The 18,076-nt window shown below is 61.6% G+C and carries 18 protein-coding genes; 2 read left to right on the top strand and 16 right to left on the bottom strand.

Annotated features, from left to right (window positions below; translation table 11 throughout):
* Nucleotides 1-117 precede the first annotated feature (117 nt).
* Nucleotides 118-237, top strand: a complete 120-nt coding sequence (locus OIL88_06210) for a cob(I)yrinic acid a,c-diamide adenosyltransferase (GenBank protein ID HJI71957.1) — start codon at nucleotides 118-120, stop codon at nucleotides 235-237.
* A gap of 84 nt (nucleotides 238-321) precedes the next feature.
* Here OIL88_06210 and OIL88_06205 read toward each other — a convergent pair whose 3' ends face one another.
* The 4 genes from OIL88_06205 to thyA form a co-directional block, all read right to left on the bottom strand.
* Entirely contained in the window at nucleotides 322-1,671 is a 1,350-nt protein-coding gene (locus tag OIL88_06205) for an MATE family efflux transporter (GenBank protein HJI71956.1), read from the bottom strand.
* A 125-nt stretch (nucleotides 1,672-1,796) separates the two neighbouring features.
* Nucleotides 1,797-2,711, bottom strand: a complete 915-nt coding sequence (locus tag OIL88_06200) for an RNA methyltransferase (protein HJI71955.1) — start codon at nucleotides 2,709-2,711, stop codon at nucleotides 1,797-1,799.
* 109 nt (nucleotides 2,712-2,820) lie between these two features.
* Nucleotides 2,821-3,339, bottom strand: coding sequence for a dihydrofolate reductase (locus OIL88_06195; GenBank protein HJI71954.1), 519 nt, complete (start codon nucleotides 3,337-3,339; stop codon nucleotides 2,821-2,823).
* A gap of 9 nt (nucleotides 3,340-3,348) precedes the next feature.
* Entirely contained in the window at nucleotides 3,349-4,197 is an 849-nt protein-coding gene (gene thyA / locus OIL88_06190; GenBank protein ID HJI71953.1) for a thymidylate synthase, read from the bottom strand.
* Between the two features lie 165 nt (nucleotides 4,198-4,362).
* Between thyA and OIL88_06185 the strand changes: the two genes are divergently transcribed.
* Complete coding sequence (locus tag OIL88_06185) at nucleotides 4,363-5,127, top strand: DUF134 domain-containing protein (protein ID HJI71952.1); 765 nt, start codon at nucleotides 4,363-4,365, stop codon at nucleotides 5,125-5,127.
* 103 nt (nucleotides 5,128-5,230) lie between these two features.
* Here OIL88_06185 and ffh read toward each other — a convergent pair whose 3' ends face one another.
* The 12 genes from ffh to recG form a co-directional block, all read right to left on the bottom strand.
* The gene (ffh, locus tag OIL88_06180; protein ID HJI71951.1) at nucleotides 5,231-6,706 is read right to left on the bottom strand and encodes a signal recognition particle protein; all 1,476 of its coding nucleotides are present in this window, start codon (nucleotides 6,704-6,706) and stop codon (nucleotides 5,231-5,233) included.
* A gap of 10 nt (nucleotides 6,707-6,716) precedes the next feature.
* On the bottom strand, nucleotides 6,717-7,634 hold the full coding sequence (ftsY, locus tag OIL88_06175; protein ID HJI71950.1) for a signal recognition particle-docking protein FtsY: 918 nt from the start codon (nucleotides 7,632-7,634) through the stop codon (nucleotides 6,717-6,719).
* On the bottom strand, nucleotides 7,634-11,170 hold the full coding sequence (smc, locus tag OIL88_06170) for a chromosome segregation protein SMC (GenBank protein HJI71949.1): 3,537 nt from the start codon (nucleotides 11,168-11,170) through the stop codon (nucleotides 7,634-7,636). Before smc ends, ftsY begins: the two co-directional genes overlap by 1 nt.
* Nucleotides 11,171-11,180: 10 nt before the next feature.
* Nucleotides 11,181-11,906 carry a ribonuclease III gene (rnc, locus tag OIL88_06165; protein ID HJI71948.1) on the bottom strand — a complete coding sequence of 242 codons (726 nt, stop codon included), beginning with the start codon at nucleotides 11,904-11,906 and terminating at the stop codon, nucleotides 11,181-11,183.
* Between the two features lie 3 nt (nucleotides 11,907-11,909).
* Nucleotides 11,910-12,152 carry an acyl carrier protein gene (locus tag OIL88_06160; protein ID HJI71947.1) on the bottom strand — a complete coding sequence of 81 codons (243 nt, stop codon included), beginning with the start codon at nucleotides 12,150-12,152 and terminating at the stop codon, nucleotides 11,910-11,912.
* 124 nt (nucleotides 12,153-12,276) lie between these two features.
* A complete protein-coding gene (gene plsX / locus OIL88_06155; GenBank protein ID HJI71946.1) occupies nucleotides 12,277-13,296 on the bottom strand; it encodes a phosphate acyltransferase PlsX in 1,020 nt (339 codons plus the stop codon).
* A gap of 87 nt (nucleotides 13,297-13,383) precedes the next feature.
* Nucleotides 13,384-13,563 carry a 50S ribosomal protein L32 gene (gene rpmF, locus OIL88_06150; GenBank protein HJI71945.1) on the bottom strand — a complete coding sequence of 60 codons (180 nt, stop codon included), beginning with the start codon at nucleotides 13,561-13,563 and terminating at the stop codon, nucleotides 13,384-13,386.
* Between the two features lie 64 nt (nucleotides 13,564-13,627).
* Nucleotides 13,628-14,182: a DUF177 domain-containing protein gene (locus tag OIL88_06145; GenBank protein ID HJI71944.1), complete on the bottom strand. Its 555-nt coding sequence runs from the start codon at nucleotides 14,180-14,182 to the stop codon at nucleotides 13,628-13,630.
* The gene (locus OIL88_06140) at nucleotides 14,182-14,679 is read right to left on the bottom strand and encodes an ATPase (protein ID HJI71943.1); all 498 of its coding nucleotides are present in this window, start codon (nucleotides 14,677-14,679) and stop codon (nucleotides 14,182-14,184) included. The genes OIL88_06145 and OIL88_06140 overlap by 1 nt, the downstream gene beginning before the upstream one ends.
* Before the next feature lie 68 nt (nucleotides 14,680-14,747).
* A complete protein-coding gene (coaD, locus tag OIL88_06135) occupies nucleotides 14,748-15,245 on the bottom strand; it encodes a pantetheine-phosphate adenylyltransferase (protein HJI71942.1) in 498 nt (165 codons plus the stop codon).
* Nucleotides 15,238-15,894: a 16S rRNA (guanine(966)-N(2))-methyltransferase RsmD gene (gene rsmD, locus OIL88_06130; GenBank protein HJI71941.1), complete on the bottom strand. Its 657-nt coding sequence runs from the start codon at nucleotides 15,892-15,894 to the stop codon at nucleotides 15,238-15,240. Before rsmD ends, coaD begins: the two co-directional genes overlap by 8 nt.
* Nucleotides 15,891-18,068 carry an ATP-dependent DNA helicase RecG gene (gene recG, locus OIL88_06125; protein HJI71940.1) on the bottom strand — a complete coding sequence of 726 codons (2,178 nt, stop codon included), beginning with the start codon at nucleotides 18,066-18,068 and terminating at the stop codon, nucleotides 15,891-15,893. The genes rsmD and recG overlap by 4 nt, the downstream gene beginning before the upstream one ends.
* Nucleotides 18,069-18,076 lie beyond the last annotated feature (8 nt).

Genomic DNA, 18,076 nt, shown 5'->3' with positions numbered 1-18,076 from the left:
GGAAGTCGGCAAGGTTCAAATCTATACAGGCGACGGCAAGGGCAAGACGACGGCTGCTTTGGGGCGCGAGAGAATGTCGAGGAACTGATTGCGATAAAGCCCGCCACCACGGAGCTCGTGCTCACCGGCCGCGGCTTGCTACCCCTCGCCGACCTTGCCGACCTAGTAACCGAAATGCGCCCCGTCAAACACTACTACGATGAAGGTCTCCTAGCCCGCCAAGGCATCGAATACTAATTGATCCGAAGGGGACGAAGAGAAACGGATCGTCGACATCACGACGGAGAGCAATGATCCGTTTTCCTCCACCCCAAGGGATCATTAGGCGGTGGCGCGGCCTAGCCAGTTGCCGCTGTGGTGGTAGATGGTGAACATCGTGGCCGTAATGAGCCAGGTTACGGGGTAGACCAGCAGTAGATGCTCGAGCGACGGATCGAAGGGCATGATCGCAAACACCCAGATCACCCTCAAGACAACGGTGCCAAAGATGGTGAGCATCATAGGCTGCAAACTCACGCCGGCGCCGCGGATGGAACCCGAGGCGTTCTCGATAATCGAGAAAATCGCATAGAACGGCGCAATGAAATGGAGGATAGTCGTGGTGTACGCCGAAATCGAAGCATCGTCGACAAACAAACGCGACAGCGGGCTCGAGAACACCAGCAGCACGGCAGACAGGCCACCAATGAGCATAAACGACAGCACGAGCGACGTATGGTAGCCCTTGCGCATGCGCTCGTAGTTGCGCGCGCCAAAGTTCTGCGCCGAGAACGTAGTGATCGATACGCCGAGCGCCTCGGTCACCATCCAGATAATGCCATCCAGGCGCCCAGATAGACCCCAAGCAGTCGTGACATCGGCGCCAAACGAATTAACCGACACCTGGATCAGCACGTTCGAGATCGAATAGGCAGCCGATTGAAAACCGAGTGGCAGACCACACGAGATCATACTCTTGCAAATACCGCGATCGATACCGAGCTTAGACAGCGAAAGACGCCATGCACCCGGAGCGCGCATCATGCGCAACACGATCATCGTTGCATTGGAGCAAATGGTCAGCGCCACTGCGATGCCGCAGCCCAGCGCCTCCATATGCAACACAGCGACAAAGATGATATCCAGCACCACGTTAACAAGGCAGCCAGAGGCAATGATCACGGCGGGCCCGCGCGTGTCGCCCACGGCACGCAGCAGTGCGGTTCCCATATTCAGCAGCAGTGCCGCAACCATCGCGGCAAAATAACAGCGAGCATAGGCCACACCCTCGGCCAATAGTTCATGCGGCGTGTTCATAAGCACCAGCATGGGCTCAACGAACACTATGCCAAGAATCGAGAAAGCGATACCGCCCACCAGCGCGAGCGTCATGGCTGTATGGACCGAACGACTCAGTCGCTCATCATCGTGCTGGCCAAAATACTGACCGGTAATGACCGCGCAGCCGGCGCCAACACCAACGCAAAAGCCAATACAGAGCTCGGTGAGGACCATCGTGGCCTGAATGCCGCCCAGCGCGAGCTTGCCGCCAAACTGGCCAACGATATACGTACCGATAAGCGTGTAAGCCTGTTGAAAAAACGAACTAAAGAAGATGGGGACGCACAGCGACAGCAGCTGTTGCCAAATGACACCCTGCGTTACATCGATAGCCGTAGATTTCTTAGCCACACGCCCTCCCCGCCAACGTATGTTAAACAACAAAACGGCAATTTAAGACCAAAGCCAATATCAGCTTAGCACCGACTGGCGTCGACCGAAACACCCCGAATCAGAGCCAGGTGCGAAATATCTGCCTAGTGATACAAACCCGGCTGGTAGTGATACTCATTGCTCACGTGCGGGCACAGCTGCCAAAAGGCGACGGCGCTCGCCGCGGCCACGTTAAGCGAATCGACCCCGTGCGCCATCGGAATGCGCACCGCGTGGTCACAGCCGGCAATGGTCTTGGCGCCCAAGCCGGCACCCTCGGTACCCATAAAGATTGCCAAGCGGTCAATCTCCTGCAGCACGTGATCGTCCAGCGATACGGAATCGTCCGTCAACGCCATAGCGGCACACGAAAAACCGGCATCGTGCAACGCGCTCAGACCATCATGCGGCCACACACGAGCCTCGCTGCCAATGCGCGTCCACGGCACCTGAAACACGGTGCCCATGCTCACGCGGGCCGAGCGACGGTACAGCGGGTCGCAGCACGTAGAACTCACCAAAATGCCATCGACGTTCAGCGCAGCCGCCGAGCGGAAAATCGCGCCGACGTTGGTGTGGTCGACAATGCCCTCGAGCACGCACACGCGCACCGGGCGCTCCCCCGCCGCCTCGACGACGCCGCCCAAGAACTCATCAACCGGAATCTGACGCGGGCGACGGAACGCCGCCAGCGCGCCGCGCGTCACGTTAAAGCCCGTCAACTGCTCCATGAGCTCCATGGAGGCCACGAACACGGGAACCGGACCCGCTCCCTCGCGCACGACAAGCTGGTCAAACAGCGGCATCATCTGGTCGAGCCAGCGCTCGCCCAGAAGAAAGCTCACCGGCTCATATCCGGCGCGCACGGCACGCTCGATGACCTTGGCACTCTCGGCGATAAAGATGCCCTTTTGCGGCTCCAGCACGCAGCGCAGCTCGCGCTCGGTCAGTCGCAGATAGGCATCGAGCCGCTCGTCCTCGAGCGAATCAATTCGCAGCACCTCAACGGCATCAGTCATAGCAGCCTGCCCGCACCTTTCTTTACAGCACATCTATACCAAACGAGGCGACGCTAAGCGCCGCCCCATGCATTCAAATAACCCGATGATACCGTTCACGCCAGACGATTTACGCCTCAACGCGACGATACGTCACGAACTCATAATCGAGACCCTCGTCACCCTCGCCCGCGGCAATCGTGGCAACACCGCCACGCCGCGCAATCTCCCACGCAGGATCGGCATCCAGATCGGGAAAGTACGTATCCACGGCGTGCACACAGTGGTCATGCGTAACCTCGGCCTCGGTGCAATACGGCAAAAACTGCCGATACACCTCGCCGCCGCCGATCACCCACGCAACGGGTTCATCGGCCACAGCAGTCAGCGCCTCGTCAACACTATGCACCACATCGACACCCTCGGGCGCAAAGTCCTCGTCACGCGTGAGCACGATGTTGCGGCGGTTCTTGAGCGGACGCCCGCCCGGAAAACTCAACAGCGTCTTGCGCCCCATGATGACCGGACAGCCTTTGGTGCACGCCACGAAATGGCGCATATCCGCGCGATTGGACACCACCATGTCGCCCTCGCAGCCAATACCCCAGTCATCGCACACGGCGACGATGGCGGAAAGTTTGCAAGCCAACCAGATCACCTACACCGCGATGGGAATGTTCTTGACCTGCGGGCCGTGCTCGTAGCCCTCGACGATCAGGTCGTCAGTCGTAAACGCATAGAAGTCATGGACGTCGGGGTTGAGCGTTACCTTAGGCGCCGCAAACTGCGGACGCTCGATAAGCTCACGGACGATATTGACATGACGGTCGTAAATGTGGGCATCGGCAATCACATGCAGCAGCTCGCCGGGAATCATATCCACCGACTGCGCGACCATCATCAGCAAAATGGCATACTGGCACACATTCCAGTTGTTCGCGGCCAAAATATCCTGGCTGCGCTGGTTGAGAATCATGTTGAGCGTCGGCTTATCGTCCTGCGGACGCTGCGTCACGTTATAGGTCACGCTGTAGGCGCACGGATACAGGTGCATCTCGGACAGATCACTGAACACGTACGTGTTCGTCATAATGCGGCGGCTATAGGGCGTGTGCTTAAGGTCGTACAGCACGCGGTCCATCTGATCGAAGTCACCCTCGGCATAATGGCTCTTCTGGCCAATCTGATAACCGTAGGCCTTGCCGATCGAACCGGTCTCGTCGGCCCACTCATCCCAGATATGGCTGTTGAGGTCATGCACGTTATTGGACTTCTTCTGATAGATCCACAGGATCTCGTCCATGGCAGACTTAAGCGCCGTACGACGCAGGGTGAGCGCGGGGAACTCCTCACGCAGGTCGTAGCGCGCCGTGACGCCGAAGTTTTTAATGGTATAGGCAGGGGTGCCGTCCTCCCACACCGGACGGACCTTTTGACCCTCGGTAGTGGTGCCATGGTCCAAGATATCGCGGCACATGGTTACAAACTGTTGATCAGCTTTGCTCATTGACCCTCCTGTCAGTCGCCTATAAGCGAGATTTATTGTAGCCCAGGCGCGCTCGACCCCACAGCCCTAACATAAGCCGCCATTTCTGACATATGCCCAAAATACCTTGCGTCCATCGATTAACGAGTTATCCTATTGTTGACATATGCCAGATAAGGAGTGTGCATGGCAGGAAGACGCGAAAAACTTCGCCGCGTCGGAATCATCCCCGAATACCGCGGCTTTACCCCCGACGGCCTAGCCAGCGGAGACGCCATCGACATGACCGTCGACGAGCTCGAGGTGCTGCGCCTCTGCGACCTCGAAGGACTCAACCAAGAGGCGGTCGCCCAGCAGATGGGCATCGCCCGCGCCACCGTGGCGGCCATTTGCAGCCGCGCACATCGTAAGGTGGCAAACGCACTGATTAACGGGCGGGCACTCGTCATCGAGGGCGGCAATATCGCGTACTCCCCCATCACTACAACGACGGCCGCATGGCCAGCAAAGGAGGTCGGCACCATGAGGGTGGCAACGACGTACGACAACGGCAACATCTTTATGCACTTTGGCCGCAGCGAGCAATTTAAGATCTACGACATCCAGGATGGCAAGGTGCTCAACGAGCAGGTCGTGGGCACCGGTGGCACCGGTCACGGCGCCCTGGCGGGCCTGCTCGCCAACGGCGGCGTGGACACGCTCATCTGCGGCGGCATCGGCGGCGGCGCCATCAACGCGCTCGCCCAGGCCGCCGTCACCGTCTATGCCGGCGCCCAGGGCAGCTGCGACGCCTGCGTCGAGGCCCTCATCGCCGGCACGCTCGCGCAGAATGGCGAGGCCACGTGTGGCTGCCATGGCCACGACCACGATCACACCCACGAACACGGCGAGCCCTGCGGCTGCCACGGCCATCACGACCACGAGGGCCACGAGGGCTGTGGCTGCCACTAACGACACGGCACCGCAATCTCAGGCCGCTCAATCAAATAAAAGCAGCGAAGGCCGCCCGGAACTCAATCCGGGCGGCCTTCGCCATACACGACTCAATGAGCTGTTACTTTTTATTGCGCATCTGCGCTTCCATCTGGCGCAGCAGGTCCATATCGGACTTGGGGCCGCCCGTACCCAGGCCACCCATGCCGCCCAGACCCATAGCGTCAAGACCAGGGATATTGGGCATGCGCAGCTTCTTGCCCTTCTTACCCTTTTTGCCCTTCTTGCCGCCGGCCTGTGCCTGATTGGCCATCGTGCGCATGCGGCCCATCATCTTGTTCATCTCGCCCCACTGCTTCATAAGGCTATTGACCTCGGTGGGGGTAACGCCGGCGCCCTTGGCAATGCGGGCACGGCGCTGGCCGTTGATGATGGAGGGACGCAGGCGTTCCTCCTTGGTCATCGACATGATGATGGCCTCGTTCTTATCGAAGATGCCCTCGTCCAGGTTGCCGCCCATCTGGTTGAGCGCGCGCTGGCCGCCGGGAAGCATGCCCAGGATGCCCTTCATACCGCCCATCTTTTTGACGGCCTTCATCTGGTCGAGCATGTCGTTCATGGTGAAGCCCTCGCGCAGCATACGCTCGGCAGCCTCGAGCTGCTCGGCATCGGCCGCCTCCTGGGCCTTCTCGATGATGCCGACGACGTCGCCCATACCCAGAATGCGCTTGGCCATGCGGTCGGGATAAAACGGCTCGAGCGAATCGGGCTTCTCGCCCATGCTCACGAACTTGATGGGCTTGCCGGTCACCTGACGCACCGAAAGCGCGCCGCCGCCACGGGCGTCACCGTCGAGCTTGGAGATGATCACGCCGTCAAAGTCGGTGCGCTCGGCAAAGGTCGAAACGACGTTGACGATATCCTGGCCGGTCATGGCGTCGACGACCATCAGCACCTGGTCGGGCTTGACGGCCTTCTTGATGTCGACGGCCTCCTGCATCATCTGCTCATCGATCTGCAGACGACCGGCGGTATCGACGATGACCACGTCGCGCAGGTGGTCGACGGCTTCCTGGATAGCGCCCTTGGCGATGTCGACCGGATGCACGCCGTCGCCGCGGAAGACCGGCACGCCGATCTCGCCACCGAGCGTGGCCAACTGGTCGGCTGCGGCGGGACGGTAGACGTCGCACGCGGCGAGCAGTGGCGAGCGGCCCTGCTTCTTAAGCAGGTAGGCCAGCTTTACGGCCGCCGTGGTCTTACCGGAGCCCTGCAGGCCCACAAGCATGATGACGTTGGGAATGCGGTTGCTAAAGACGAGCTTGCTCTCGGTGGAGCCGAGCATCTCGGTGAGCTCGTCGAGCACGATCTTGACGACGTTTTGCGCCGGCGAGAGCGACTCCATGACCTCGGCGGTCATGCAGCGCTCCTTCGTCTTGGCAACGAACTCCTTGACGACCTTAAAGTTGACGTCGGCCTCGAGCAGCGCCATGCGAATGTCACGCATGGCCGAGGTGATATCGGCCTCGGTCAGCTTGCCCTTGCCGCGCAGGCGGTCAAATGTGTCGTTGAGGCGATCGCTCAGGGAATCAAACACTAGCTACTCCTTAGTTGGACTCGCCCACCAGGGCGCGGCAGAAATCTTTGGCGTTAAACTCCTGCAGGTCATCGACCTGCTCACCCACGCCGATGCGCAGGATCGGGAGCTTGAGCTTCTCGGCCACGGCCATGGCGATACCGCCCTTCGCCGTGCCATCGAGCTTAGTCATGATAATACCGTCCAGACCCAGCGCCTCGTTAAACTCGAGCGCCTGATTCAGGCCGTTCTGACCGGTGGCGGCATCGATCACGAGCACGACCGAGACCGGCATGGGGCCTGCGGCCATATTGGCGGCGCGCTTACGGGTCACGTTGACCACCTTGGCGAGCTCGCGCATGAGCTCGGGGCTCGTATGCAGACGACCGGCGGTATCGATGAGCACCAGGTCGCTGCCGCGCTTGTCGGCCTCGTCGAGCACGTCATAGCACACGCTCGCCGGATCGGAGCCGCGGTCGCGCTTAATGACCGGAACGCCGGCGCGTTGGCCCCACACATCGAGTTGCTCGATGGCGGCGGCACGGAAGGTATCGGCCGAACCGATCACCACGTTCTTGCCGCGGGCGGCCATGGCGCTCGCGATCTTACCGACCGTCGTGGTCTTGCCGGCACCGTTAATGCCCACAAACAGCACGCAGCTCGGCGTATCGGAGAACGGATCGCGCTCGATGGGCACAAAGTGCTGCTCAAGCTGCTCGGCCAGGGCGCGACGGAGTTGCGGGGCGGTCTTGAGGTTCTTCTTGGCGGCCGTCTCGCGCAGGTCATCGGAGACCTTGATGGCGACCTCGGCACCCATGTCACCCATAACGAGGGTGTCCTCCAGGTCCTCCCAAAAATCCTCGTCGACCTCGCCGCCAAAGTAAAAGACCTCGTTGAGGGCCTCGCGACTGCGCTCAAGTCCGCGCGAGAGAGCGTCAAAGAATCCCATTATGCATTCACGACCTTTCCGGTTTCGCGATCGAGTTTTTGCGAGACGACGCGACTGACGCCGTCGGCTTGCATCGAGACGCCATAGAGGACGTCAGCGTCCTCCATAGTACGGCGCTGATGCGAAATGACCAAGAGCTGCGTATCGGAACGCAGGACATCGAGGGCGCCGATAAGCTTGGACAGGTTGGCGTCGTCGAGCGCCGCCTCGACCTCGTCCAGCACATAGAACGGCACCGTGCGCGTGCGGTACACGGCAAAGAGCAGGGCGAGCGCCGTCAGGCTCTTCTCGCCACCCGACATGAGCATCATCTTGGTGATGCGCTTGCCGCGCGGCTGCGCCACGACCTCGATGCCCGTCTCGGCCGGATGCTCGGGGTCGGTCATCTCAAGATGAGCCTGACCGCCCGGGAAGAGCATGGCGAAGATCTCGCGGAAGTTCGCATCGACCTTCTCAAAGGTCACGAGGAACGCCTTGCGCATCTTGCGGTCGATCGCCACGGTGATCTTGGTGAGCGCCTTGCGCGCGCTCTCCAGATCGGCCAGCTGCTCCTCGATGTAGTCGGCACGGCGCTTGAGCTGCTCGTACTCCTCCATGGCCACCTGGTTCACAGGGCCCAGGTTGTTGATCTGGCGCACAAGCTGGTTGAGCTCGCGCTCGGCGGCGTCACGGTCGGTAGGCGCGGGAAGCATGAGTGCCTCCTCGAGCACCGTGGTGCCGTCGGCGGTGATGGCCTTGATCGCGGCCTCCACCTGCACCTCGAGCTTGCCGCGGGCCACCTTGAACTCATTTTGCGTTGCGGTGGCAGCATCGACCCTCTCTTTGGCACGGGCGACCTCGGCCTTGGCGTCCTCGATGGTCTTCTTGAGCGAAGCCGAGTCCGCCTCCTCCAGAGAGGCCTGGTCGCGCAGGCGTGCCGCCCAATCCGAGGCACGCTCGAGCAGGGCCGAATAACGCTCGTGCATGGGATCGACGCGCAGGCGCAGCAGCTCAAGCGAGCGCGAGGCCTGACGCGTTCCGCGGATGCGGCGATCGATGCCCTCCAAGCGATGCTCCAAATCGGGCACACGGCCCTTCAGCGAACGCAGGCGCTCGCTCGTCTGGGCCAGGCGCACCTTGGCATCGGCGAGCTTGCCGGCGGCCTCGGAGTCGTCGCGACGCACGCGATCGAGTTCGTCATTGGCCTCGGCAATCTGCAGGCCCAGGTCACTTGCCTGAGCGCGAGCCTCATCACGAGAGCGAGTAAGCTCGTCCACGCGCGGACGCGCAGCGCGAACGGCCTCGGCAGCCTGCTCACGGCGCTTGGAAATGCGCACGCGCTCGACCTCAGCGTTGTTGGCACTCTGCTCAAGACGGCCGATCTCGGAGAGCAGCGAGCGGCGCTCGCCCTCAAGGCGGGCAATCTCGCCGGCGGCATCGCCCTCGGCGGCACGCGCCTCCTCGACGGCAGCATTGGCCTCGATGACCTGATCCGAAACATGCTCGAACGCAGCCGCTAGATCGGGCTCCAGGCCCTCGAGCTCGCGAATGCGGCGTTTGCGCTCCAAGGCACCCGATGCCTCGCCGGCATCGAGCCCTACGCGCACCAGGCCGCCGCAGGAAACACGGGCGCCATCGGGAGTCACATAGGTCACGCCGTCCACGACCGGACCCGCCAGCGCAGCAGCCAAATCATCGACAACGTAATAGCCGCCGAGCAGGGCCTCGACGACCGGACCATAGTCCGCGCGCACGGACAGGCGGTCGACCAGACGGGTGCCGGCAGCACCCTCGGCCGCAGTAGATCCGCTCACGCCACGCGCCACCAACAGTGCCTCGCCCGAGGCCTTCTTCTGGTCCAGAGCGGCGCGACCGGCGCGCTCCAGTGCGGCGGCATCATCGAACAGCAGGGCATCGATATCGCCGGCGAGCAGCTGCTCAACCAGACCCTCGAGCTCACGCGGAGCCTCGAGCACATCACCCAGACGACCAGCAACATTGTCGCCCAGCGCGCCCACCAGACGGCTCACCAACGGCGAGCTGTCGGCCATGCGGGCATCAAGCTTCTTTTGGCTGGCAAGCTCCGAGCGCACCTCGGACAGCTTGTTGCGCGCCTCGCTCTCACGATTACGCAAGTCCTTCAGGGCTGCACGGGCGACCTCGGTGGCCTCGCGCGCATCGTTCTGGGCCTGACGAGCCGCCTCAAGGGCACTCTCAAGCTCCTCAGCACGGTCGCGACGGCTATCAAGCGATGCTGTAACCTCCTCGAGCTGTTCATCAATCTGCTCCAGGCGCGAGGCGTACATGTTGTCCTCGACCTCGGCGTTGCTCAGCGAGTCCTTCACCTTGGCGAGTTCGAGCGCCGCGTTATCGGCCACACGCTGCACATCGCGTTGCTCACGCGTAAGCTGCGAAATCTGATTGTCGAGCGCCACGCGCCGCTCGTGGAGCTCAGCGGCGGCAGGACCAGCGGCGTCAACGTCCTCCTGGGCCTGCATGTGCGCGCCGGTCACTTCCTCAAGCTGTGCACGCGCGTCCTCGAGCTCCTCGACCACGCGACGACGCTGATGCTCGGAGCTCGAGATCTGGCCACGCATGTCGGACAGGCGCGACACCATGTTGTGGCCCTTTTCCTCGAGCAGGCGCATATCGGAGTTAATGCGGCCGACCACGTCTTGCATATGGCGGCGCTGCTCGCCCAGGTCGCCCACAAACAGGCCCTTTTCCTCGAGCATAACCTGGAGCTTCTCGAGCTCGCGCTCCTTTTCGCCCATGCGGTACTGCGCAAGCTCCAGCTCGGCGGCGCCTTCCTTGGAGCGGCTCTCCAAGTCGTTCCACTGCGACTGCAGCGAACGAAGCTCGTCGACGGCCAGCATCTGCGTAAGTTCGTTCGCGCGCGAGGACAGCTCTTTGTACTTGCGCGCGCGATCGACCTGACGCTCCAGCGGCCGCAGCTGACGGGCGATTTCCTTATTGATGTCGCGGGCACGGGTCAAGTGCTCGTCCATCGATTTAATCTTTTTGAGCGCACGCTCCTTGCGGCGTTTGTGCTTGGAGATGCCGGCGGCCTCCTCGATGAGGGCACGGCGCTCCTCGGGGCGGCTCTGCAAAATGGCGTCGAGCTTGCCCTGGCTGATGATGGAATGCGTATCCTTACCCAGGCCCGAATCGTGCAGGATGTCCTGAATGTCCATCAGGCGGCACGGGCTCGAGTTGATGAGGTACTCGCTTTCGCCCGAGCGATACATACGACGGGTGATGGCGACCTCGTCAAAGTCGACGGGCAGCATATGGTCCGAGTTATCGAGCACCAGCGTGACCTCGGCGACACCCACCGGCTTGCGCGCTGACGAGCCCGAGAAGATGACATCCTCCATGGCCTGGCCGCGCAGCTGCTTGGCGCTCTGCTCGCCCAGGACCCACAGAATCGAGTCAGAGATGTTCGATTTTCCCGAGCCGTTGGGACCGACGATGACGGTCAGGCCCGGCTCAAACGTCATATGGGCGCGGTCGGCAAACGACTTGAACCCTTTGAGCGTGAGGGACTTGAGATACACGGTTCCTCGCTTAAACAGGCTTCTTGTTGAGAATCACGCCGTTGGTGGTGTAGCCCATGCGGTCAAGTGCCTCGAGTGCAGCGGCTCCCTCGGCTTCCTTCTTTGAGGAGCCGGAGCCGCGACCCTGGCGAATACCATCGATCAACACCACGGCGGTAAAGGTGGGCGCATGCGCCGGGCCCTCGGAGCCAACGAGCTTATACGCCGGGGGTTCGTGACCGTCGGCTTGCACGCACTCCTGCAAGAACGATTTGGGGTTCGCGGGGTGCTCGGCACGCTCGGAAGCCAAATGCGGCTTAAGCGTACGGTGGATAAACTCCGCTGCGGCATCCCAGCCGGCGTCCAGGTACAGCGCGCCCACGAGCGACTCGTAGACGTTCTCGAGCGCCGAATGCAGGCCGCGCGCACCGGTACCTGTCTCGGAGGCACCAAAGATGATGATGTCGTCGATGCCCAACTCGTGAGAAACCTCGGACAGCGTGGCGCCCGAGACAAGCGACACCTTCAGGCGCGTGAGCTTGCCCTCGTCAAACTCCGGATAGGACTCAAAGAGCGAACGGGCGACGACGGCGCCCAAAATGGAATCGCCCAAGAACTCAAGGCGCTCATAGCTGGCAGAAACCGGCTGGCCCTCGACTGCCGAGGGATGCGTAAGCGCCGCGCGCAGCAGTACCTTATTATTGAACTCGTGGCCCAGGATTTCCTGGGCACGCGTAAGTCGTTCAGACAAAGCCAAGACCTAGGCCTCCCTGGCGTGTTCGATCGCGTCGACGGCGTCGGCGACAGAGTTGAGCGAGAGCAGAGTCTCGTCATCGATCTCGAGGTTGAACTCGTCCTCGATAGCCGTAACCAGCTGCAGGCGCTCGAGCGAGTTGGCATCGAGATCGTCAAAGGTGGCCTCATCGCTAATTTCGGCAACATCGACGCCCAGAACGTCAGCAGCGACCTCGGCGATCTTGTCGAAGATTTCGGAGCGGTCCATAGCGCTTCCTCTCATAGTGAATGAATACCAAAAGAATGGTACCGCCCGGGCGGTACCAAGACACGGTTCTGATTCTACCCCACGAAGCAGGCCGCGAGGCACATAACAGCGCTCTAACTCGCTCTTACAAAACGATGCCGTCCATGGAGTTGGCGACGTTCTCGACCAGCCCCGCGCGCACGGCTTCGGCCGCCGCGAGCGTACCGTTTTTAACAGCCTCGACCGAGGTGGCGCCATGGCCGATTAGGACCACGCCACGCAGGCCCAAAAGAATCGCACCGCCCTTGGCATCACCAGAGAGCTTGGCCTTAATCTCGCGCATCTGCTTTTTGATGAGCAGCGCGGCGATCTTGGTGCCGAGCGAGGCCATAAAGGCACCCTTGAGTTCCTGCAGCAAAAACTTGGCAGCGCCCTCGGTGGCCTTGAGCGCGATGTTGCCCGACATGCCATCGGCAACGACGACATCGAAATTGCCCGAGGTGAGGTCGGTGCCTTCGCAGTTGCCCACAAAGCCGGGAACGGCGGCTTTCATGGCCGGGAAGCAGGCCTTGGTAAAGTTGGAACCCTTCTCGTCCTCGGTGCCATTGGCAAGCAGGCCCACGCGGGGATGCTCGATGCCCAGGACGACGCGGGCATAGGCGCTACCCATCTGGGCAAAACGCACCATGTCATCGACCTCGACATCGGGGTTGGCGCCCATATCGCACAGCACCGTCAGACCGCCGGCGCGATTGGGCAGCGCATTGGTCAGACAGGGACGCACCGGCTGCTTCTTGCCTTCGGCCATATATCTAAACGGCGTCACATAGGCGGTGGCGGCAGCGGTCATGGCACCGGTCGAGCCGGCGGAGAAGAACGCGTCCGCGTTGCCCTTTTTGATGGCGCGGCAGGCAAGCACGATCGACGATTTACGCTTGGTCATCACGGCGCGAATGGGATCGTCATCCATGGCGATAACGTCGGGTGCCTCAAGAGCCTCAACACGTGCATGGGAAGCAGCAAAGGGATTGACGATTTCAGCGGGGCCAGCTGCCAAGACCTCGATATCGGGATCGGCGGCAAGCGCAGCCTCGATACCATCGAGAACAACCTGAGGTTTCTCGTCTCCGCCCACAACGTCTACACAAACGCGAACGTTACTCATATACATGCTCCTTATACAAAAATGGCCGACTCATTGAGCCGGCCATTGTGGTTCCATTTGGAACGGCATCGCATCCAGAGTATACCGTTACTCGGTAACGATAACCTCGCGGTCCTTGTAGAAACCGCAGCTGGGGCACACGTGGTGCGGAAGCTTGACAGCGCCGCAACGGGGGCACGTGGACTGAGCCGCAGCCGAAATCTTCATGTTGGCGGAACGACGGGTGTGAGTGCGGATACGACCCTGCTTTTGTTTAGGTACGGGCATAGTGACCTTCCTTATGAACTATCCAGTGTGGCGATTACGCGCAAGTAGCGATACTACCACAGTTTTACTCATCGAGCTTGAGATTCTTCAATGCTGCAAATGGATTTTCCGTGGCAGCGGCCCATTCTGCCTCTGCCTGTGCGGCGCAATCGCATTGCTCGACGTTGAGATTGCAACCGCAAGTGGGACACAGACCGCGGCAATCGGGCTTGCAGAGCACCACAAACGGCGTGTCCATGACGACCGCGTCGTTGATGGGCTCACCCAGATCGACGATGCGGTCCTCACCCAGGAGCTCGTAGCCGTCCTCGAAGGCCTCGGGATCCTCGGGCTCCTCGAAGAGGTAGAACTCCTCGATCTCGCCGGCGATATCAAACGAAGCGGGCTCCAGGCAACGGTCGCACTCGCCGGTGGCGTGCGCGCGGACCATGCCCGTGAGCAAGACACCGGTACCGGCATTGGTAAAGACAACGTCGTAGTCGATGCCGTCCTGTAGCTGGTACTCCTTCTCGCCCACCGTGTAGGTGGCGACATCGACCTTGCCGGTCAGCGGATACGAATCTCCGGGAAACTCAAGCTGCTCGGAAAGATCGACGGTAACGCTCGGGAACTCAGCCATTACCACTGACCATTCTGTTGGGCGGCACCCTCGTTGAGCTGCTGACGGCAACGGGTAACGGTGCCAGTCAGGCTCTTGAGGTTCTCCTCCAGGTGCGTAAAGACCTGCTCTGCGTAGTCCTCGGCAGCATAACGCGTCTCGCGCTCGTACTGCTGGGCACGATCACGGATGTCGTCGGCCTGCTGCTGCGCTAAGCGGACGATCTCCTGCTCACCGGCAATGGTGAGGGCCTGCTGCTGAGCGTCGGCGATGATGGAATCGGCCTGAGCGGCGGCGGAAGCCATAAGCTCCTCGCGCTCCTTAAGGATACGGCGGGACTTCTGCCACTCCTCGGGATAGCTCATGCGGATCTCGTCGAGGATGTTGAAGAACACGTCGGCGTCGATGACCTTGAACTGAGCGTTCTTGCCGAAAGGCGGCTTGGCTTCCTCGATCAGCCCTTCGAGCTCATCGACCAAGCTGACGATCCTATCGCCAGGAAAATTCTCGCCCGGCATCCGGTCTCCTTTCATAGGTAACATATCATCGTGCTAGTTTACCACATGCCACCAGGCAATAAAAAACGTCACGAAAAGCGATGTCTGAGCGCTTCGACCACGTTGGGCGGGACAAACGTCGATACATCGCTGCCGAGTGAGGCGATCTGGCGAACGACCGAGCTCGAGATATAGCCGTACTGCGGCGCACTCATGACAAAGATGGACTCCAGCTCGTTATCCAAGCGATAGTTGAGATCTGCCTGCTGCAGCTCGTACTCAAAGTCGGTCATGGCGCGCAGGCCCTTGACCACGGCCCCCGCCCCCTGCTCGCGAGCGAAGTCGACCAAGAGGCCGGTAAAGGGCAGGACCTCGACGCCGTCGATATCACCGAGCGCCTCGCGGGCCAGCGCCACGCGCTCATCGAGCATAAACGTGGTACCCACACCGTTTTTACCCTGCGACTCGGCAACAGCGACGATCACACTGGGAAAGATGCGGCGGGCGCGGCGGATGACGTCGATATGGCCAAACGTGATGGGATCGAAGGTGCCCGGGACGATCACGCGGTTGATGGTGTCATTCATGGTCGTCCTCCTGAAACGTCGTGGCATCGTTGTTGTGAGCATCGGTGCCAGCGCAATCTTCCTCACCATCGTTATCGCCGACCCAACGAAGCAGGTCGACCGAGGTAATGCCGTAGCGCTTCTCGCGCACGATCTCAAAGCCTGCCGGATGCGCGCCCGCATCGGCGGCGGCATGCTCAAACAGGGCATAAGCGCCAGGTGCAAGCAGACCCTGCTGAGCCAGCTTCTGCAGCAGCTCCTCGACCGGCTCGGCACCAAAAGCATAGGGCGGGTCGAGCAGGACCAGATCAAAGGGGCCGCCCGGCACACGACCGCGCGAGGCACTCGCCAGCATGTCGCCCGTTATCACGCGCCAACGCGCACGGTCACGGCAGAGCGACTCGATATTCTTGGTAATGAGCCGCGCGGCATTCCGATCGATCTCGAACGTCGTGAGCGAGCGGGCACCACGTGAGAGCATCTCTAACCCTAAGGCACCGGAGCCGCCAAAGGCGTCCAGGACGCGGACCTCGTCCAGATCGAAGTCGAATGCCGACATGACCATAGATGCGCATGCCTCGCGCACGCGATCGGTCGTGGGGCGGGTGACATCGCGACCACGGGGCTCCTCGATCTTACGACCGCGCCATTCGCCGCCGATGATTCTCATCCTCCGCTGACCTCCTTAAAAATGTGTCGATATCGCATGGCGACCGCATCGCGCAGGGGGCGCGTCGCCACGGAGTCAAGGTTGCAAGCATACCGCAAGAGCTCGACCGCGTCCAAATGGGCCCACTCGATCAGCTCCTCGTCGGCATCCAGGTCGACAAAGCGCAGGGTCACTCCGCCATGCTGGCGGTACCCCAGGATTTCGCCCTCGTGGCGCAGACGCAGGTCCATCTGGGCGAGCGTAAAGCCATCCGAGGTTTTTTCGAGCGATTGCAGGCGATCTTGTGCTGCCGAAGCGCCGCCGTTGCCCTTGGAGTGCGTCATGACCAGGCACGTGCCCGACACACTGCCACGGCCCACGCGACCGCGCAGCTGGTGCAGAGCAGCCAACCCAAAGCGCTCCCCGTTCTCGATGACCATGACGGTGGCGTTAGGCACGTCGACGCCCACCTCGACCACCGTAGTCGAGACGAGCACGTCAATCTCGCCACGCTTAAAGGCATCGATAACCTGGTCCTTCTCCCCCGCTGGCATGCGGCCGTGAAGGCGCTCGATGGCAAGACCCGGCAACGCCAGACGCAGGCGATCGAGCTCGGTCGCCGTATCGTGCAGCGGCACGGGGACCGTCACGCGGCCCTCGTCGTCGCGGGCGATACCGGGCACGTCCTCCAGATCATCGGCCGAGTCACTCGGCTCCACGAGCGGGCAAATCACGTAGGCCTGCTGACCCTTTTCATGCGCCTCGCGGATGGCGCCATAGGCAAGGTCGCGACTCGACTCGGTAAGCACGCGTGTCGTCACGCCAGCGCCAGGGACGGGCCGATGGCGGATGATACTCGTGTCCAGATCGCCGTAGACCGAAAGCGCCAGCGTACGCGGGATGGGCGTTGCCGTCATAACGAGCAGATCGGCACCGGGGCCCTTCGCGCGCAAGGCATTGCGTTGGCCGACGCCAAACCGGTGCTGCTCATCGATGACCACGAGCGACAGATGCTTAAACGCCACATTATCCGAAAGCACCGCGTGGGTGCCAAAGAGCACGTCGAGCTCGCCCGATTCCAGCTGGGCATGGATCCGCTCGCGCTCTGCGGCCGGCGTGGCGCCCGTCAGGAGCGCCCAGGTCATACCAGCCTGCGAGAGCAAGGGGCCGGTCTTATCGGCATATTGACGCGCCAGCACGCCCGTGGGCGCCATAACGCAGGCCTGCGTGCCGCTATCGGCAGCCACAGCCAGCGCGCAGGCGGCAACAGCGGTCTTGCCGGTACCGACATCGCCCAGCAGCAGGCGGTTCATCACGCGCCCGCCATCGCACATATCGCGCAGGATATCTTGGAACGCGGCCTGTTGCTCGTCGCTCAGCGAAAACGGCAGGGCCTGCTTAAGCGCGGCCAGGTGCTCGCCCGCGGCGTGGGCATAGGGTACCACATCGACCAGGCCGCCGTCGTTGCGCAGGCGCAGCGCCAGCTGCAGGTAGAGGCACTCCTCGTAGGCAAGCCGTGCGCGCGCGATATCGCGCTCAGCCATGCTCGAGGGAAAATGGATCGATCGAAGCGCACGGGCATTGCTCATCAGGCGGCGCTTGACGCGCAAGCGTGCGGGAATCGGATCGAAGGGATTGCCGACGACCTCGAGCGCGCCACTTACGATGCGGCGCATCCACGCCTGGCTCACGCCGTCACTCACATAATGGACCGGCAAAATGGTGCCCGCAGCACGCCCCTCATCGAGCTTTTCAAAGTGCGGCGAGGCCATCTGCTTAAAACCGTAGGCAAACTCAACCTTGCCCATCACGGCCAGGCGGTCGCCCTGCTTAAGCTGCTGGGCAATCCAAGGCTGACGGAAAAAGGCGACCTGCAGCACGCCCGTCTCATCAACGAGTGAGACCTCGGTCACCTGCATGCGCGGACGCGGCTTCTTTTGAACGATACGGTCGACCGTGGCGATGATGGTGCACACGGTACCGATGGGCGCCATCTCGATGGACCAGGAGCGCGTAAAGTCCAGGTATCGATGAGGGATATGGAGAAGGAGGTCCCCCACCGTCCGAATTCCCAGACGGCGAAGGGCCTCCTCACGTTTACCCGAAACATATTTGAGTCGCGCGATATCCTCGTCGAGCGCATTGCTCTGGGCAAAGCGATCCGAGACGCGCGGCACGGAGCAGAGCTCGGACATAGGCAGAT

It is taken from the genome of Coriobacteriaceae bacterium (assembly GCA_025992855.1).
Lineage (GTDB): Bacteria > Actinomycetota > Coriobacteriia > Coriobacteriales > Coriobacteriaceae > Collinsella.
This window is presented reverse-complemented; position numbering and strand designations above follow the sequence as displayed.

What these genes read in the sequence shown, in the direction of transcription:
- rsmD (HJI71941.1), bottom strand. Translation starts at nt 15,894, where the DNA reads ATGAGAATCATCGGCGGCGAATGGCGCGGTCGTAAGATCGAGGAGCCC.
- ftsY (HJI71950.1), bottom strand. Translation starts at nt 7,634, where the DNA reads ATGGGATTCTTTGACGCTCTCTCGCGCGGACTTGAGCGCAGTCGCGAG.
- rpmF (HJI71945.1), bottom strand. Translation starts at nt 13,563, where the DNA reads ATGCCCGTACCTAAACAAAAGCAGGGTCGTATCCGCACTCACACCCGT.
- OIL88_06185 (HJI71952.1), top strand. Translation starts at nt 4,363, where the DNA reads ATGGCAGGAAGACGCGAAAAACTTCGCCGCGTCGGAATCATCCCCGAA.
- coaD (HJI71942.1), bottom strand. Translation starts at nt 15,245, where the DNA reads ATGAATGACACCATCAACCGCGTGATCGTCCCGGGCACCTTCGATCCC.
- recG (HJI71940.1), bottom strand. Translation starts at nt 18,068, where the DNA reads ATGTCCGAGCTCTGCTCCGTGCCGCGCGTCTCGGATCGCTTTGCCCAG.
- OIL88_06145 (HJI71944.1), bottom strand. Translation starts at nt 14,182, where the DNA reads ATGGCTGAGTTCCCGAGCGTTACCGTCGATCTTTCCGAGCAGCTTGAG.
- OIL88_06140 (HJI71943.1), bottom strand. Translation starts at nt 14,679, where the DNA reads ATGCCGGGCGAGAATTTTCCTGGCGATAGGATCGTCAGCTTGGTCGAT.
- OIL88_06200 (HJI71955.1), bottom strand. Translation starts at nt 2,711, where the DNA reads ATGACTGATGCCGTTGAGGTGCTGCGAATTGATTCGCTCGAGGACGAG.
- plsX (HJI71946.1), bottom strand. Translation starts at nt 13,296, where the DNA reads ATGAGTAACGTTCGCGTTTGTGTAGACGTTGTGGGCGGAGACGAGAAA.
- thyA (HJI71953.1), bottom strand. Translation starts at nt 4,197, where the DNA reads ATGAGCAAAGCTGATCAACAGTTTGTAACCATGTGCCGCGATATCTTG.
- OIL88_06160 (HJI71947.1), bottom strand. Translation starts at nt 12,152, where the DNA reads ATGGACCGCTCCGAAATCTTCGACAAGATCGCCGAGGTCGCTGCTGAC.